12 protein-coding genes are annotated in these 17,773 nt (G+C 50.2%); 3 read left to right on the forward strand and 9 right to left on the reverse strand.

The genetic code is table 11. The annotated features are described in order from the left end of the window. The first annotated feature begins 126 nt into the window (after positions 1 to 126). A complete protein-coding gene (locus IQ268_RS06735) occupies positions 127 to 1,629 on the forward strand; it encodes a sodium:glutamate symporter (RefSeq protein ID WP_193876906.1) in 1,503 nt (500 codons plus the stop codon). 80 nt (positions 1,630 to 1,709) lie between these two features. Here the strand turns inward: IQ268_RS06735 and IQ268_RS06740 are convergent, their stop codons facing one another. The 4 genes from IQ268_RS06740 to IQ268_RS06755 form a co-directional block, all read right to left on the reverse strand. Beyond that, positions 1,710 to 2,612 (reverse strand): alpha/beta fold hydrolase, encoded by a 903-nt coding sequence (locus tag IQ268_RS06740; protein WP_193876825.1) that lies wholly within the window; start codon positions 2,610 to 2,612, stop codon positions 1,710 to 1,712. 81 nt (positions 2,613 to 2,693) lie between these two features. After that, positions 2,694 to 3,338 carry a hypothetical protein gene (locus IQ268_RS06745; RefSeq protein ID WP_193876827.1) on the reverse strand — a complete coding sequence of 215 codons (645 nt, stop codon included), beginning with the start codon at positions 3,336 to 3,338 and terminating at the stop codon, positions 2,694 to 2,696. 53 nt (positions 3,339 to 3,391) lie between these two features. Further along, positions 3,392 to 4,174 carry a DUF3891 family protein gene (locus tag IQ268_RS06750; protein WP_193876907.1) on the reverse strand — a complete coding sequence of 261 codons (783 nt, stop codon included), beginning with the start codon at positions 4,172 to 4,174 and terminating at the stop codon, positions 3,392 to 3,394. A gap of 209 nt (positions 4,175 to 4,383) precedes the next feature. Beyond that, positions 4,384 to 5,487 carry an alkene reductase gene (locus IQ268_RS06755; RefSeq protein WP_193876828.1) on the reverse strand — a complete coding sequence of 368 codons (1,104 nt, stop codon included), beginning with the start codon at positions 5,485 to 5,487 and terminating at the stop codon, positions 4,384 to 4,386. Between the two features lie 359 nt (positions 5,488 to 5,846). On the opposite strand from IQ268_RS06755, the gene IQ268_RS06760 reads away from it, so the two are divergent. After that, positions 5,847 to 6,185, forward strand: a complete 339-nt coding sequence (locus IQ268_RS06760; protein ID WP_228035145.1) for a helix-turn-helix transcriptional regulator — start codon at positions 5,847 to 5,849, stop codon at positions 6,183 to 6,185. Positions 6,186 to 6,188: 3 nt separating this feature from the next. Here the strand turns inward: IQ268_RS06760 and IQ268_RS06765 are convergent, their stop codons facing one another. Beyond that, entirely contained in the window at positions 6,189 to 8,633 is a 2,445-nt protein-coding gene (locus IQ268_RS06765) for a glycosyltransferase (RefSeq protein ID WP_193876830.1), read from the reverse strand. Between the two features lie 84 nt (positions 8,634 to 8,717). Between IQ268_RS06765 and IQ268_RS06770 the strand changes: the two genes are divergently transcribed. Continuing rightward, positions 8,718 to 9,086: an EamA family transporter gene (locus IQ268_RS06770; RefSeq protein WP_193876832.1), complete on the forward strand. Its 369-nt coding sequence runs from the start codon at positions 8,718 to 8,720 to the stop codon at positions 9,084 to 9,086. Between the two features lie 40 nt (positions 9,087 to 9,126). Here the strand turns inward: IQ268_RS06770 and IQ268_RS06775 are convergent, their stop codons facing one another. From IQ268_RS06775 to IQ268_RS06790, 4 genes are read right to left on the reverse strand one after another with little or no spacing between them, the layout of a single operon-like run. Continuing rightward, positions 9,127 to 11,025, reverse strand: coding sequence for a glycosyltransferase (locus tag IQ268_RS06775; RefSeq protein ID WP_193876834.1), 1,899 nt, complete (start codon positions 11,023 to 11,025; stop codon positions 9,127 to 9,129). Between the two features lie 16 nt (positions 11,026 to 11,041). After that, on the reverse strand, positions 11,042 to 12,940 hold the full coding sequence (locus IQ268_RS06780) for a glycosyltransferase (protein WP_193876836.1): 1,899 nt from the start codon (positions 12,938 to 12,940) through the stop codon (positions 11,042 to 11,044). Between the two features lie 56 nt (positions 12,941 to 12,996). Continuing rightward, positions 12,997 to 14,292, reverse strand: coding sequence for a glycosyltransferase (locus IQ268_RS06785; protein ID WP_193876838.1), 1,296 nt, complete (start codon positions 14,290 to 14,292; stop codon positions 12,997 to 12,999). A 40-nt stretch (positions 14,293 to 14,332) separates the two neighbouring features. Next, positions 14,333 to 17,767, reverse strand: a complete 3,435-nt coding sequence (locus IQ268_RS06790; protein ID WP_193876840.1) for a glycosyltransferase — start codon at positions 17,765 to 17,767, stop codon at positions 14,333 to 14,335. Positions 17,768 to 17,773 lie beyond the last annotated feature (6 nt).

Here is a 17,773-nt window from a genome sequence, read left to right on the forward strand (position 1 = left end):
GCCTTAATTGCAATCATTGGGGAGGTTAAGCAGCTGATTAAACAGCGCTGGATGGGACGGCGATCGCTGTTTTTTCTAATCTCAATTGCGGCAACCCTTTTTCTACTCTTAGGGCCAGGTGCATTAATGGCATTAGCCCAAGAAGCTCAAGCACCCGTTACTTACAATTTCAGAGATGTCTTCTTTGCCTTTGTGGTTTTAGGGCTGTTGGTTTTAGTTGGCAGGTTTGTACGGCAGCGGATTGGTTTTTTACAATCGCTGTTCATTCCCAGTTCCATTGTGGCTGGACTGATTGCTCTGCTGTTAGGGCCAGATGCGCTGGGTGCCGTTGCCCGATCGATCGCTGGCGAGAACACACTGCTGGCAAACGGCTTGTTTCCAGCCACAATGCAAGAAGTTTGGTCAGCCTCACCCAGTTTATTCATCAACATCGTATTTGCCGCTCTGTTTCTGGGGCAGCCTATTCCCAGCCCGCGCAGTATTTGGCGGCAGGCTGCGCCGCAGGTGGTCTTTGGGCAAACGCTGGCCTGGGGGCAGTATGTGATCGGGATTTTGCTGGCTTTGCTGATCCTGGTTCCCTTCTTCAACATGAGTCCAATTTCTGGGGCGTTGATTGAAATGGCGTTTGAAGGAGGGCACGGAACGGCGGCTGGAATGGCCGAAACCCTCACTGCTCTGGACTTTCCGGAAGGCGGCGACATGGCGTTAGGGCTGGCAACGGTTGGCATTGTCACGGCGATTATTGCCGGAACAGCGCTGGCAGATTGGGGACGCAGAAATGGGCATATTCAAACCCAGGTGGATGAAGTGCCGCCAGGGCAAACGGTTCCTGATCCACACACGCCTGAAGGGGTTCATCTAGAAGCGGGGCAAATTTCTACCGCAGATGAGCAGTATCGTCCAGATGGCAGCCGACGCGATTTGTTGATCGACCCGCTAACGCTCCACTTTGGCTATGTGGGGTTGGCGATCGCCATTGGTTGGTTGCTTTTGCAAGCGCTAGTGTGGATTGAATCCGTCACCTGGAATGTGGGTGGAGAAGGGATTGAAATTCTGGGTAATATTCCCCTCTTCCCGCTCGCGCTGATTGGCGGCATCATTGTCCAAATTGCTTTGGAAAAGCTGGGTCGAGGCTATCTGGTTAGCCCTCGCATGATGAGCCGCATTGCAGGAGTAGCGCTGGATGTTACCGTCATTACGGCTTTGGCATCCATTTCGCTGACGGTACTGGGAGCAAACCTAATTCCGTTCCTGATTCTGTCGGTGGCGGGTGTTGCCTGGAATGTGCTGATGTTCCTCTTCCTGGCACCGCGCCTTTTTCCAACCTACTGGTTTGAACGGGGCATAGCCGATTTGGGGCAGTCGATGGGCGTTACGGCAACAGGCTTAGTGCTGCTGCAAATGGTAGATAAGGACAACCGCTCTGGCGCGTATGAAAGTTTTGGTTATAAGCAGTTGTTCTTTGAGCCAATTGTGGGCGGTGGTTTATTTACAGGAGCCGCGCCAACGCTGATTAATCAATTTGGCATGGTGCCCGTTTTGCTGTTCACCGCGGCGATTCTGGCAGGTTGGCTAATTTTTGGGTATCTGGCCTTCTGGCGTAAGATCGGTAATCGCTCGGTCGCCTGAGTTCGATCGCATCCGTTTAAAACTGCTTAAAACTGCAACCTCTCTATCGGGGCGACTCACAAAGTTGCCCCAAGCCGCGATCAAGCTAACAGAAAAGGCCGAATCGCTCCGGCTACTTCAACCGCGTATTCTTCGTGAATGCCAAGCGAGCCGGGAAGCCGTTTGGATGCCACATCCGCTAACTGAGCGATCGCCTCCATTTCTGCTTTTGAGCGGGGTGGCGCTTGCTCGCCAATGACCACCAGTTTGGGGGCAGCAATCGATCGCATCATTGCCAAAAAGTCAGTCTGATTATCAACTGGATCTAAGCCTCCGGTGACAAATGCAGCAGGTGCAAAGCGTGCGCCGGGTTGTTGGGTGCTATCGTACTTTTGCTCAATAAATTCTGGGGTCAGCCGTTCAGCGTCTACATAAACGTGACGACGGTACATCAGCTTTAGAAACGAGGGCGCAGTGTTGAGCTTGTAGAGAGTTTGCCCAACCAGGGGCGATCGCACCGTTTGCCGCACTGCCGTTCTCACAGATTCCGGTAATCCCATGACCGCTAACGGGCCACGCCAGGTAGGAGCCACCAGTACCAGCTTAGAGCAGCGATCGGGCTGAGTGGCTGCCCACCGCACCGCGTAGCCTGCCGCATGGCCTGCGGCCACCACCACCATAGGCTGATTAAACACAGCCTGAATAAAATCGTGCAGCAGTTGGTGATAAAGAGCGGGTTGATACTCTAGTTTTTGGCGGTCGGACTCACCAAAACCAGGCCAATCTAAAGCAACGGTCTGAAACTGAGGCTGCAACTCGTTTGCCAATCCCCCTACTTCTGCTCGCGTAGAAACGGTGCTGAAGGCTGGCAACAGCAGAACAGGCGTTCCACTACCCAACACCTCATAAACAACGGTCAACGGCTGGCCTTGCCAGTTCCACTGAAACGAGTGAACCGTGCCGCCCATTTTGGCGCTTGCTGAAGGGGTCAGGGTCGATGTCATTTGAGGTTTGTTCAAATTAGGGATCAACTTGAATATTAGCTAAGATGGGCGCTGCTGTTGAGAACTCATTCAGGTCGATTTTCAGGTCGATTCCGACTCGGGAATGGACGGACGCGTACAGAGGTACACCAGGGGGCCAAACAGAGGAACCAGCGCCACTGCCCAAAACAGGCGATCGCTCTCTAGGCCACGGCGCGCCATATCGTCTCGCAACACGGTGGGAAACAGCAGACAAAACACACACAAAGCCAGACTCATGACATGAACAAAACGGCTCGTGTGCCACAGGCAGGCAAAGCCTTGCCAATCTCCAGCCGCCAGCCCGTAACCGATAAAAAACAGGGTGCTGATGCTGATTAACCACCCGGTGCGGTTAGAGTCAAAAAACCGCAGCCACGCATCTTTTGATCCAGAAAAGGTCGAATTCGACTGGCGCAGAGCCAGGTATGGAATTAGCCCAATTACACCAGTACCCAGGGAAGCTGTAATAAACGGCCAGACGGGAATAGATTGCATCTTGCCATCTGCAAATAGAACACAGCTATCGATCAAAATCCACATCCCGATCAGGCTAAAGATAGCAACCACCACCGGATTGGGGAACGTCCAGTTTCCGGCCAGCCACAGCCTTAACCGCATGATATCTGCTTGAATCGGAGGAGCCAAAAACAGGCTATAGACAATAAATCCGATCCACAGTAACCAAAGTCCAACTCGTCTAACCATGATGCATCGTAAAGGTTCAGTATTCGATCGCTATTTCTCGTACCGCCTTCGCCCTAACCAGCCAACAGAGTGGTGGTCAGCGTCACCCAGGGAGCGTTAGCGAGAGCATGTCGCATGGCTGTTTCGTCAGTGAACGATCGCTCCAGCACTTTGGCTTCAAACACCAGCGCAACAGACTCTGCCTGGAAACACCACGGAGACAGTTTAATCTGGGTTGAGTCATGCGCCAGCGGAGCCAGGGTGATGGTGGTATCGCCGTTGGCAGTGGGCACCTGTTCAATTTGGCGATCGCTTGTGATACCGCTACACAAAAGAATCGAAAGCCAATCCCAAATGGCAACCAGACGACGATTACGGGCGATCGCTTCATCGGATGTATCAGCCTGATAGTGAGGATCGCGCCTTAAGGTTGCAATAAGCTGTTGTTGGAATGTTGCTTCCCGCTCCAAAAAATGCTCAACGAGCGATTTGTGTTCCGATTTTTGCCACCCCGTAAAGCGCTCATATAACCCGGTGCCATGCAAAGAAACGAGCAGAGCCGCATACCGTCCCATCGGCAGGGTTAAAGCTTTTGCCCCCGTCCAAAGGTCAATATGGGTCGCCGTTGGCAATTCTGTAAAGTGGTGTGGATGTCCGGTTTCAGCATTCAGCGTGGGTGCGCCCTCCCATACTGACCAGCCAATATCGTGCTGCTCGGCACCCAAACACACTTCGCGCCAGGGTGAAAAGGAGCCAAAGTCGTCATTGCCCCATGCCTGCGCCAATTGTCCCGAAACCCAGGCGTGGGTAGGTTGAGTAATGCAGAGATATCCTTCAGGGGCAGCACGCACTAGCATAGACAGCTTAGATGATTCTAGACCTGTTGCTAAATTAGCGGATGACGGGCAGCATTGCCGTCCTGCCTCGGATTGATACTGCGGCATTGGAGGCATTGGAAGAGTACAACCCACCTGCCAGCAAACAAAAAGCCCCACTTTGATGCAAGTGGAGCCATGAGCATCGGTACATAAACCGATAGTTTAGAGAACCTCGACCGGAAGCAGGGTTAAGCCGTTTGCAGTTCCAACGAGGGATAGTCGGTATAGCCGTGTTCGCTGCCACCGTAAAAAGTGGAGCGATCGTATAGATTGAGTTCGGCGTTGGCAGCAAACCGCTTGGGTAGGTCAGGATTGGAGATAAACAATCGACCGTAGGCAACCAGGTCAGCATAGCCTTTTGCTAAGACCTCATCACCGCTTTGGCGATCGTGCCCTCCCGCAGAGATGATCGTGTTTTTGAAGATTGAACGAAAATACTGGCTACCCAAATCGCGGGAACCGTTCATGTTGCCGCTGCCGTCCCAGCGTGGCTCAATCAGGTGAAGATAAACCAGATTAAAGCGGTTCAACTCGTTGATGACGTAGGTAAACAGCGCTTCAGGATTAGAATCGCTCATGTCGTTGAAAACGCCATTAGGAGAAAGACGAATGCCAACGCGATCGCCTCCCCACACGCCAACCACCGCTTCAGTGACCTCTAGCAAGAAACGGGCGCGGTTTTCGATAGAGCCACCGTAGCGATCGGTACGCTGATTGGTGCTGTCTTGCAAAAACTGGTCGAGCAGGTAGCCATTTGCGCTGTGAATTTCAACCCCATCAAACCCAGCCGCCAGCGCATTTTCAGCCGCACGACGATAATCTTCAACAATGCCAGGGATCTCTTCAGTCTCCAGGGCGCGAGGCGTGACAAATGGCTTTTCGCCTTCATAGGTGCTGGCATTTCCGGCAGGGGCGATCGCGCTAGGTGCCACAGGCAACTCACCGTTGGGTTGTAGCGACGGGTGAGAAATGCGGCCTACATGCCAGAGCTGCAAAAAGATTCGACCGCCGCGATCGTGAACGGCACGAGTCACCAACTTCCACCCTTCAACTTGCTCAGGCGAGTGAATCCCCGGTGTGCTGGGATAGCCCATTCCCTGCGGCGAAACCTGGGTTGCCTCTGAAATAATTAAGCCTGCCGAAGCACGCTGTTCGTAATAAGTTGCATTGAGGGCACCCGGAACATTGCCTTCTCCAGCTCGGTTGCGAGTTAAAGGAGCCATAATCAGCCGATTTGGCAGGTCATACGATCCCAGTTTGTAAGGCGAAAGAAGATTGATTTCGCTGCTCATACGTTGAACGTCCTTAAAAATACAGCACTAAAGATGAAGAGAATTTGGGCTTCGATCGGTTGAATCAGCCTCTACACTGGAAATAAGGGCATGGCTGCCGCCAACAGGCGCGTTTGCGTTGAGGTAGCTCAAGTAATTAAACAACCTTTTAACTAAGATAGTAAGAGGTTGAACTCTTTTAGTCAAGTAGTTGTTTAACCATTTCAGTAGAACCGTATCAGCGTAAGATGGTAGGAGAGGGATACGATCGCGTATCTTCCCCTACATACTGCGCTGAGGGTGTCCAATTAGCACCTCTGCACTCACAGTCCAAATCCAGACCTTGACCATCAGTCAGTTCTAATTGCTATAGCAAAACCATGATGTCTGATAAGCCCGATCGCGCTGCTCCTAATCCATTCGTCGTCGCCGACAAAGCCGATACCGAGCAACGTGCCAAAATTTTTGCGGCACTGGCTGACCCCACTCGGTTACGCATTGTTGAAATGCTGGCGGCCAATGGAGAACTTAGCGGTTCAGAAATTGCCAACCACACTGGAATTAGTCTGGCTCTATTTTGCCATCACTCCAAAATTTTGGCAGAAGCCGGATTAATTCAAGTGCGGCGAGACGGGCAAACCAAATACAATTCGTTGAACCAATCGCTGCTCGCCAATTGCTTTATCAGCCTTGGCGTGTTGCCCCATTCCGTTCATTAAGGCTCAACCCAGCGCTTTGGTATAGGCTCCGTGCAGTCGCTTCAGGTAGTTGTCCATGCTGAAGTAGTCCACTACTTCTGTTCCGGCATTTGAGAGTTGATCGCGCAAAGACGGACTGTTGAGCAAATCAGTCATCTTTTGTTTGATGTCATCAACGCTGTAAGGATCGACGTACAAAGCGGCCTTGCCACACACCTCTGGCAAACAAGAGGTTAGCGAGGTGATAACCGGGCAGCCAAACGTCAACGCTTCCAGGGGTGGCAAGCCAAACCCTTCGTAGAGGGAAGGGAATACAAAGCAGTAGGCACCGTGGTACAGGTGCTTTAGGCTCTCGGTTGAAACATACTCTAAGAGCTTCACCTTACCCTGAGAGTCTTTATCAAACAGGTATTGCAAGCGACTAATTTCATTTTCCCAGGACCAGGCTTTTTTGCCGACAATCACCAGCGGCATGTCGGTATCTAACGTGGCATAGGCATCTAGTAAGCGACCAATATTCTTTTTAGGTTCGATCGCCCCCACAAAGAGAATATAGTTCCTAAAATTCAGGTTGAATCGCTTCAAAAACTCAGGCGTTTTTTCTTGTTCGATCGCTGTAAATGGCTCAAGGGCGATCGGCTGATACGTCACCACAATTTGATCAGGGTCAGCATCAAAATAGCTGAGAATATCGCGTTTGGAGTTTTCTGATACCGTCACCACAACGGTTGAATCGTCCAGCGCATTGCGGACTTTGTTAAAGAAATGTTCCTTATCATCCAGCGTCGTGTAGGGTAGCCGTAACGGAATCAGATCGTGAACCGTAGTGATTTTTTTGGCTCCTTTGATCCGCACTGGAATGGGATAAGTGGCGTGCCAGATATCGACTTTTTCGGGCAGGTACACATCCGACACTTTGTTGAAATACTTGTACAAACTTTCGGCAATTTTGTAGCACTGAGGCAAGTTAAACGACTCAGCATATTTAAGAAAGTCTTCGCTAAACCGACCTTGTTTGATCACAAACTCGCCCACGGCTTGCCGTCGTCTGGCGCGATACAACGGCCCACTAGAGGCGCGGAGCATCCCCTTGGTTAAGCCCAACAGCTCCAAAATTCTGCTCTTGCCCTGGGTCTGGTCATCAAAAAACAGCACCTCATCCAAAATCTTGTTTTTCTCGTTGCTGTTTCGGCTCAACAGCACATCAACATGACCGCCCATGTGCTTCAAGGCTTTGATCAGGCTGGTGCCGTAGGTTTTAATGCCCGTGCCGCTGGTCATCTCCAGGTTGTAACCGTCAACCAAGATTCTGAGTCCCGCCAGGCTGAGCGCTGCATCAGGCTTAGAGGACGGCTGAGGTGGAGCCGCGGTGGGTGCCGGGGGCGCGATCGCCCCAGTTTCCTCTACCACGGGCAAAACGCTAACGTTGCCCCACGTCGATTCGTCGGCATTGGGGTTGAACGTACTGACCAGACCGGGCACACAAACCACATATCCACCCCGCTTCACAATGGAGTGCGGCGACCAGGCGGTGATCCACCAATCTTCATCGGCTCCTTGCCCCGGTTTGCCTTTGTCTGGTTTGGGCGCACCCAGATAGGGGGTGGGAATGGGCAGCACTGCACTCCAATAGTCCCGGTGAGCATGGAGGTGTTGACCGGGCATCGATCGCTTTAGCAACACAGGATGTCCTGCAATGTCGGCAACGCCAAAGTTCTGATGTTCTGTGGCATCTTTCCCCGTCAACAATGGACGCTCTGTTGGGTCTTGAACCTGAGCCAGAACGTCTAACGTATCGGGGCGAACGTCCACATCGTCTTGAAAGTACGAAATCCAGTCAATGGTTGGATCGGCCAGCCAGTAATCAATCCCGACATTAATGGCATTTGGCAAGCCGCGATTGTCGGGAATGTAGATCAGGGGAACCTGGTGCCGATCGGCAATCGCCTGATTCTCCAAACGATGCTCGGCGGCGGAGGCATCATCCACAATGACGACCGGGGCACCCAATGCCAAAATTTGGGGTAGCGATCGCTGCAAACTCTGTGAGCGATTGTGGGTGGTAATGGTGATGGCGTAGCGCTGTCTGGCTGTACTGCGTTGCCGTAGTGCCTGCGCCGACAACCGCTGTAAGAGAGGTTCTAAATGGTCATCGACTAAAGGGGGAAACTCGGGAAGCGATCGATCAGGGTTGGCATAAATGACAAACACCGCATTGGCAAACACCGGACGAAACCGATCCAAAACGCCTCGGGCAAAAGGTGGCTCAATTTCTTCCACCATTGCCTTGTGAAACAGCACGAAATCGAAATGCTCAGGCGGCAAAACGTACGTCACGTTGTAGTGGTAATTGCCCGGAAATAGCTCCATAAATTCATTAGGAGCCAGGATAGGAGCCAGTGGTTCAGCATACTGCTCTAAGAAAGATTTTGTTTCTGTCCAGAACAAATCATGGTGGGGAAAAGGCATTGAAGCGATCAACTCCTATCAAACGGCAGTTACTTCGGAACTAGTTGTAAACTGATGAACTAATGGTTCAGTGAGGGTGGTTTTGTGAGTCCACAGGAATTTAGTTTTTTGCTGCTGGCGATTATGGCGAGCGTCTCCGGGCAGTTTTTTCTCAAATCGGGCGCATTAAAACTGGGAAAAGTAAATCCAGAGAACGCCATCAGCCATATCCTCAGCATTGCGACCACACCCGAACTCATCGGCGGACTGTTCATCTACGGTTTAGGGGCAGTCTTATACATTTTGTTACTCACTCGCGTTAACCTCAGCGTGCTTGGCCCTGCCGTAGCCTCAAGCTACATCTTTACGGTGCTAATTGGGCATTTTGCCTTTCGAGAGTCGATTCCTCTCATGCGGGTTGTGGGGTTGGGGTTCATTGTTGCGGGTGTTCTGTTAGTCGTTTGGCGAAAATGAGATGGGATAGCACCAGGTCAAATACCACCCATGCATACTATTAGCCGTTGACAGGCAACTTCAACATTCGCTTCACTTTAAACCACCCCTTTCTTAACCTCCAAAATTTACTGGTTTCCATCGCCTCGATCGTGGTTTCAGCCGCCTGAAGCTGAGCCTGTAATTCCTTCACCTTTGCGCGTAACCGTGGATATTCTATTTCAATTTGCTGCACAGTTTGAATACTTTTACCGGGGGCAAACTCTTGCCGCCAAAAGATAAATTTTAGCCGCGACATTTCATGAGACCAGAGCGGTTTACCCGAAAAGGTAGAGTTATCTTGCTCGTTAGTTCTCCAGTAAAATTCTGCGGTCGCTTCATAGCTAAACAGGAAGCGAGTTCGTTTACAAAGATGCAGCAGCAAACAAACATCTTCAAATACCTTTAGTTCAGGATCGCGCTTCAAAACCGGATCGAGCAAGGCGCTCCGAGCGACATAACTGTTAGACGGAATAAAGTTGCGAAACTTCAACAGTTCGTCCAGGTTAAACGGCGAAAAGTAAGCGAGTTCAACGGTGGAGGGCGAGGGTGCAGTTGCGGTTGTATTTGGCTCTAAATTGGGTTCTAAAACCCACAACGCACCCGAGTAAGCTACCCCCGCATCGGGATGGTGCTGAAGTAATGAAACCAGGGTGTGAATGTGGTTTGGATGAATCACATCATCGTCGTCTAAAATTGCAAAGTACTCTGAATCAACCGCGTTCAACCCTGCCCAAAGCTGCGTGCTTCTAAATCCGGTGGGTGGGCTTTGAATTAGTTTAATCGGCATTCGAGCCGTGTACTGATTGAGCAATTGCTCCAGCCCTACAACATCTTGATATTGCACCACAATCACCGCTACATTTTGATAGGTTTGGTGGGCAATGCTATCTAATGCTCGTCGAATGGTTGCCACATCTCGGCCTCCAACCCGCATCATTAATTGGACTTGCGGTTGCAGGGACGGACGATCGCCGGACGCAACAAAGCCTTTTTTGCTAATCAGATCGTGATGATAGGGAACTAAATCAAGCAGCAGTTTTTCGAGTGAATACTGTTCGCTAAAAAGTTGGTGCGCTGTCGCAGACATCTCTAGAGCTTGAGCCGGATTCTGTTGAATCCATGCCATGTGTTGCGAGATTTGCTTGACCTGTTCTTGCTCGTTTGGGGTGGGATCGATATATAAAACGGAATCGCCAAACGCTTGACGAATAAACGGATGCTCGCCACAGATGGCGATCGCCCCAGAGGCCACAATTTCAAAAATTCGCATGGATGGAGCTTCAGCCTGACAATGCTCTTCTCGATGCAAGCAAAGCCCCACACCTGCTCGGTTCAATGTTTCGAGGACGCTAATTCCATCGTAAGGTAAAGAGCCTTTATAGGCGTGCTGAAGATGCGTCCAGCCGTTGGGATTACCATAAACGTCCATATAAGGCTGGTGATCCAACGCTTCAAATAATGATTGAAAGCGCAAACCGTCCCAGTTAGAACCAATGTACATGAGGCGAGGATTTTCTAAGTGGGGCGGTTGATACTGAGTTTGAGGGCAACTTGTATAAAACGGTGCCGTGAAATACGGCTTATTGGTGTTGTATAAAAGGTGAAATAGCCAGCGATCGATCGGTTTAGACGAAACTAAATAGCCGTCGTAGCTGAAGACATGCTTCACAAACTTTTCCGTTCCTTCAAAGAAGGATGGTGGATTCCACATACACCCATAGGTGGGATAGCCCGCTAACTTGGGACTGTTGTTGTGTAGCGCAATCACAAAGTCAGGATTAGCAAGTCGAATTTGCTCGGAGGTGTGAACTTCGATCGCCTCCCAACCTAAAGTTTTAGCCGCTAAATAAATCCGCCGAGAAAGCTCAGCTTCAGCCACAAATGGGTCTACAAACGGATTTTGAATGGCGATCCTCATAGCTCAAACAATAACTTTAACTGTCTTGATTGATGCCCATTTTTTGCTTGAGCTTAAACCACTGTGTTCTTAATTGCCAAAACTTACTGCTTTCCATGGCGGCGATCGCCTCCTGAGCGGCTTGAAGTTGAAGCTGCGATCGCTTCATTTCGACCCGTAATCGTTTGACGTCAGTCTGCAAGTCTAAATAATCAACTTGGGCGTGATACGCCAGTTGAGTTTGCTTTCCTGGTGCAATGTCTTGCCGTTTCAACATTGTTTTGAGATCAGAGATTTCATTCTCCCAAATGTGTTTTTGAGCTTCATTCTGGTAAGGTTTGTGCTGGCATTCGCAGGTTACTTCATAACTAAAAACAAACTTGGCGATCGCAGCAAAGTATAGCAATAAATAGAGTTCATCCGTGAGCGCCAGTTGCGGATCGTGGGGATTGAGTTGTTGGATCAGGGCACTTCGTGCCACAAAGCTATTTGAAGCAATCAATGAATTTAGCGATAGCAGGTCGCTCCATTCAAAACACTGAAACTGGTTCAGTCGCACGGGTTCCCTGATGGATTTAGCCTTGGATTCGTCTACCATGACTCGATGAATGGCTCCAGAGTAGGCCACTCCGGCATCGGGGAATTGATGCAAAAGCTGGCTCAACCAATGCAGGTGATTGGGGAAGAGTACCTCGCCGCTGTGCAGAATCGAAAAATAGTCGGACTGGACGGCCTTAAGCGCCTGCCAAAGTTCACGGCTGCGGTAGCCAGACGGCTCACTCTCTAGTACGTCTATCGCAAGGGTGCGGTCATAGGGCTTGAGTTGAGCCACCAGCGACGAATCGACTCTAGCACCGCTGATCATTACAGAAACGGGCGAATGGGTTTGGGCAACAATGCTGTCTAACGTGCGCTGCAACGCCTGTTCGTTGTCATTGGCTCTAACGATGATTTGCACATCGGCATGGTGCGGCTCCTTAGCCCCAGCCGCCACCGGGTAAAACCCTTTTTCGCGAACCAGAGCCTCATGCTGAGCCGCAATGCCTTGCAGCAGTTGCTCCAGGCTGTAATTTTGCCAATAGATAGCGTGCGCTGTTTGAGACAGGGCTAAGGCCGCCTGAGGATGATGGCGTACCCACTCGACCCGTTGTGAAATCTGCTGAACCAGTTCAGCCACACTCAGATCAGCGTCAATATATAACACCGAGTCGCCAAAGGTTTCCTTAATAAAGGAATGCTCGCTGCAAATGGCGATCGCCCCAGAAGCCACAATTTCAAAAATCCGCATGGAGGGAATGCCCGTCTGGCGGTGCTGCTCCTTATGCAAACACAGCCCAATTCCGGCTCGGTTCAGCGTCTCCAGTACGCTCACCCCATCACAGGGCAACGTTCCCCGATAGGACTGCTGGAGGTATTGCCAACCGCTCGGTTCGCCATAAATTTCCATGTAGTCCTGAGCATCTAACCCGGCAAATAGCTGTTGAAACCGAGAGCCGTCCCAGTTAACCCCGAAATAAACCAGACGCGGATCATCCAGTAGCGGCGCATGATAGGGAACCCGATGGCAACTGGTATAAAACGGAGCCATCAAATAGCGCTTAGGGGTGGTATACAACAAATGGTGAAGCCAGCGGTGAATGGTGCCAGAGGACACTAAATAGCCGTCATAGCTCAAGATGTTTTTGACGTATTTTTCTTCTTTTTCGAAGAATTCGGGCGGGTTCCACATGCAGCCATAGGTAGGATAGGCCGTGAGTTTGGCTGCCTGATGGTGCAGCGAAATCACAAAATCGGGCGCAAATGGCTTAATCTCATCGGCGCAGCCAACTTCAGCCGCATCCCAACCAATAGCGTTAGCTGCCAAATAAATTCTGCGAGAAAGCTCTGTTTCGGCAACACACTTTCTCTTAAACGGATTGTGGATCGCAACTCTCATGAGTGGTCAATGTATCATGTTTGGGCGATCGAATCGTTCTTCGAGTCCAGGCGATCTCAGCGGTAAGGGTCTAATGCCGTTAGATGAGTCAGGTAATTCATCCAGCGATCGCCCTGGGCTTTGAACGTAAACTCCGCTTCCACCATCGCTCTACCCGCCGCTCCAAAGGCTTGGCGCTTGGCCGGATTTTGTCTAAAAAATTCAATCTCTTGCAGCAGAGCCTCCGCCGTAGTTTGGTTGGCAAGGCGAGCATTGAGGTTATGTCGCGCCACTTCGGGAATGCCGTCCAAATTGAATGCAACAACGGGCAAGGCGCAGGCTGCCGCTTCGCAAAAGGTTTGTCCAAACGCCTCCTCCAAGGAGGTGCCCACAAAAATATCTGCCGCGCTGTACACCAGCGGCATCTTGCGATAGTCTCGCAGCAATCCGGTGCCGCGAATGCCAGTTTGCGCTTGTGAGGTGGCTCCAAAGGCCAGAAAATACACCTCATCTTTCAACGTTTGAACCACTTGATTGAACAGATGGCCACCCTTGCGATAATCGCTGACGTTAACGGCTCCACCTAAAATCACAAAGCTGTCTTGAGGAATGCCTAACAGACGACGCGCCAGGGATTTGTCTATGGGTTTAAATAGCTGCTCGTCCAGGCCGTAATAGACACAGTCCGCATGGGTTAGCCCTCGCAGCGATCGCCGAGCCATCTCCAGAGTCCATTGGCTATTTGCGGCGATCGGTATCCCCGCCTGACCGCAGAAAATTTGCCGACGCAGCACCCATTCATCAAAAATTTTGTCGGGTTCTAACTTAGGATACTGGTTCCAGGTGGGGCAGGTGTCGTTACACCCCATCTCGTACAAATTGCAGCCTCCCGTATAGGCACAGCGTCCGGTGACGAGGTAGCAATCGTGCATAAAGGCAACGACAGCACAGCCCAACGCTTGCAGGGCAGGCAGCAGGCGCAGCGACCAATGAGCCGCATGCAGGTTGCCAAGGATGATTACATCTGGATTCCTCAGCCTGGCTTCCAGGGCGATCGTTCCAATGATGCACTCCTGGCTAATACCCTGGTCGGAATGCAGATAGGGCAGGCTGGTCATGCCTAACCACGTGCCAGATGCCCCAGCAGGGGTAGGGTCAATGGCTCCTTCTGTATCCCCTTGTACCCAGCTCAGGGCGCAGACTTCGTGCCCCATCACCAGGAAGGATTGCACCTGCCGCAGAAGCGCAATTCCCGCACCATACTGAAAGCCCAAATCGTTGATGAAGAGAACTCGCAGCGTTTCGTGATGCTGGAGTTTAGTCTTGATGGTTTGATAGCTAGACGGTTGAGCGGTGAGAGGTGCAAGTTGCATGGGGCATTGTGCTAGAAATCTGCTTGTTCAATAGCAATGTCTACGATTTTAGTTGTAAGACCTGATTTTGAAACTGATCTCGAACTTGCTTCAGTTCTGGTAAGTAGGGAATGTCGTTCCCGTACGTCTTTTGCTGTGGATGCACACGGTAAAGGGCTAATGGATCTGGAATATGAGCGATCGTCGCTTCCTGATACGCCATTCGCAACCAGAGTTCGTAATCCATGCTGTAGAAGAGTTCTTCATTCAAACCAGCACCAGACCGTTCCCAGAGATCTCTTGTCCAGAAAACTTCGGGTTGATAGAAAAATTCGCCTTTTTGCCAGCAGTCATCCAAATTGAGCAGCCGATCGAGCGGTAAGGGCACAACGTTTCCAATCGGCATGGCGCTGTGATGGGTCTTGAAGGGTGCAAGTTTATGGTCTTCAATCAGTTGGCAACCGCCAGACACCATATCTGCCCCGTAGGTATCAAAGGCGATCGCCACTCGAAATAGGGTATCTGGCAAGTAGCGATCGTCACTGTTGAGCCATGCCAAAATATCGCCTGTGGCTAGCTTGAAACCTTTATTTAAGGCGTTAGACTGCCCCTCATCCGGCTCACTGATGCAGTACGTTAATTCGTGGCGATATCGGTCTAAGATAGCTGATGTTTGATCGGTGGAACCGCCATCCAGAACGATATATTCCAGGTTGGGATATCCTTGCAGCAACACCGAGCGGATTGTTTCTTCAATGTAATGACCTTGATTGAGAGAAACCGTCACCACCGAGATTTTAGGCCAGGGCTTGCCGGAAGGTAAGGTAGCCGGAACCGTTGGAGCTGGATAGTTCCACGGCCAGCGATGATGGTTTTCTGCGAGTGGAACTTGCCAAAATGGATCGATCCAATCCTTCGGTGGAGATTGATAAAGACGGAATCCTTCAATGCTGCTATCGGTGGTTCCCCACTCGCTGAGGAACTCGCTGGAGTTGGGTGCTGCCGCTTCATTGTTGCTCACCAGCAGCTTAGTTTCTGCCGACAATCGCCCCTTCAATAAAATTAGAGTTTCTGCTGGGATATCCTGATTGAGGTAAAGGGTATCAAATTCCCTGAGGCTGCTTCTGTTTGTGGCTATCATCCATTGGGGCAATTCTGTTGCGATCGCTTCAAACCCTTTACCTTTAAGCCATTGGCTCGTCTTGCATTCCACACATATGATGTGCCGTTCCTGTTGCGCCAAAGACTGCAACAACGGCAGCAGGGATGGTGGAGGATTAATGCAAAGGATGCGATGAGTATCAACCGTGAGGTTAGAGAAAAAATCTAAATGTGTAGAAGCATTGCTCGAGTTCACTTCAATCCCCACGCCTCGCGCGACCACCAGCGCTTCAATCTCAGGCGACTCCATATCAATGGCTGAGGGTTCTTTAGTCTCTACCGTTTGAGGTGCGGCTGTCTGAGTTGGGCGAGTGTGCTGGGGATTTTGCTGTTTAGCTGGAGTAACAACCTGAGTAGCCTTAGCTTGTGAAATGGTTGCAGGTGTCCAGCGATCGCGAAACAACAGGTTATAAACCGGAACGAAGCGATCGTGGCGTTGATAGACAAAATCGTACAACTTCAGCTTCCGCAGGCTGGTTTTGAACAGTTGCCGGAGTGCCGCTTTGCCCGTTGATAAGTTAGCAACCTCTTGTTCTAGCTGATGAACAGAGCGAGAAATCTGCTTGTTTTGTCGAGTCAGTTTTCGATTGGCCTGGTTGAGCTGCTTAATCTGATGTCTCAGGTATTGGTTAACTTGATACATCTCGTTATTTAGCCGCGATCGTACTACTTCTACCGACTGAAGCTGCTCTTTAAGCCGATGAACAAGGTGCTGTTCTCTGACTAGATCTGCTTCTAATGTGGTAGAAGATTGCTGCGCCTGCTGTAGCTGTTCCCCCAATTTGGCTTGAGCATATTGAGAATCAGCCTGGGTTTGCTCAAGTTGCGCTTGGGTTTGCTCAAGTTGCGCTTGGGTTCGCTCAAGTTGCGCTTGGGTTTGCTGTAATTCAATCACAACTGATTTAACGGCAACGCGATCGAACACGCGATCGAACCCTGTACCCAATGACATCTCGATGGAAGCAGGTAGTACATCAGGCTTTATGTCTGACATAGACGAGTCTCCGTGATTAACTTCGTTAGCCGACGGTTTAGCGGTTGCCGCTATCCTGACAAACTGTTGTCTTTTATCATGTAACTCCCGATACAGTGCCAAATATCGCTCAGCTTGAATGGACATCGTATATCCTGCCTCAATCACGCTGCGGCAGGCTTGCCCCATCTGTTCACGGCGATCGGCCTGGAAGATAGTGTCTAAGATCGCCTTCGCCAATTGATGAGTGTCGCCCAAGGGCACTAACCGACCTGTTACGCCATCTTTAATGAGATCGGGTATTCCTCCAGTATCAAAACCAATAACAGGTGTGCCGCAACTCATAGCTTCTAGCATAGTATTGGGCAGATTATCTTCCAGTGAAGGCAAGATAAACACATCCGCCGCAGAATAAACCTCGCTCAGTTGTTGATCCGATTCGATGTTGCCGAGCGATCGCACCGGAACAGCTAGCGCTTTCAATAGACTGCTAGGATATCCAAAACATAGAAGTTCTAGCTTGGTACCTGAGATAAGTTGACGGAACTCAGAGTGATTTAAGCAATACTGAATTGCTTGAATTAATTCCACAAATCCTTTTCTTGCTTCATCACCATTTCCAGCTCCAAATAGAAGAGTAATTGTATCTGGATGAATGCCAATTGCCTGCTTAGCTTGCTGCTTTGGCGACGGCACAAAAACATCAGCTTCTAGCCCATAAGGAATGACATCAACTCGCTTATCTTTGAAGAGTTGGCTACTTTTAGCACAATGAGCTAGCCACTGACTGGGTGTAACAATTGTCAAATTAGCCTCAGCCAGACATTTTAGTTTATCTTCTAAAATGGCGGCTGCCAAATTGCATGGATCATGAGCAAGTTGTGGACAATTGGAGCAGTCCTTTGTGTATTTATAGCAACCTGCAGAGTAATGGCAACCTCCGGTAAATGCCCACATATCATGGAGCGTCCAAACAATTGGTTTACCCAGCGCAAAAAGCTTTTGCAAAGTAATGGGAGATTGAGATAAAGCAACCCAATGCAGATTAATTACATCCGCATCAGCGATTTCAGAACGCTGACTTAAATCATATCCTGGATAAGGCAGCGAAAATAAAGTATTAGAAAGATAGGTTCTATTAGCATTAATATAGTGCGCCTGAATTGCAACTAAACTAGTTTCTCTGTAATCGCTTTGCGAAGATCGAATATAAACCTGTTTAACAGTTTCATCTGATGAAACTTTATATCGAGAGAGCATTGTAGACTCTTGCCCAACTTGAATCAACCCTTGATGCAAGCGGTAAGCTGCTCTTGCTGCTCCTCCTTGAATATCGTAAGTATTAATTTGAACAATTTTCATTTAACC

It is taken from the genome of Oculatella sp. LEGE 06141 (assembly GCF_015207605.1).
In the GTDB taxonomy this organism is placed as follows: domain Bacteria; phylum Cyanobacteriota; class Cyanobacteriia; order Elainellales; family Elainellaceae; genus Oculatella.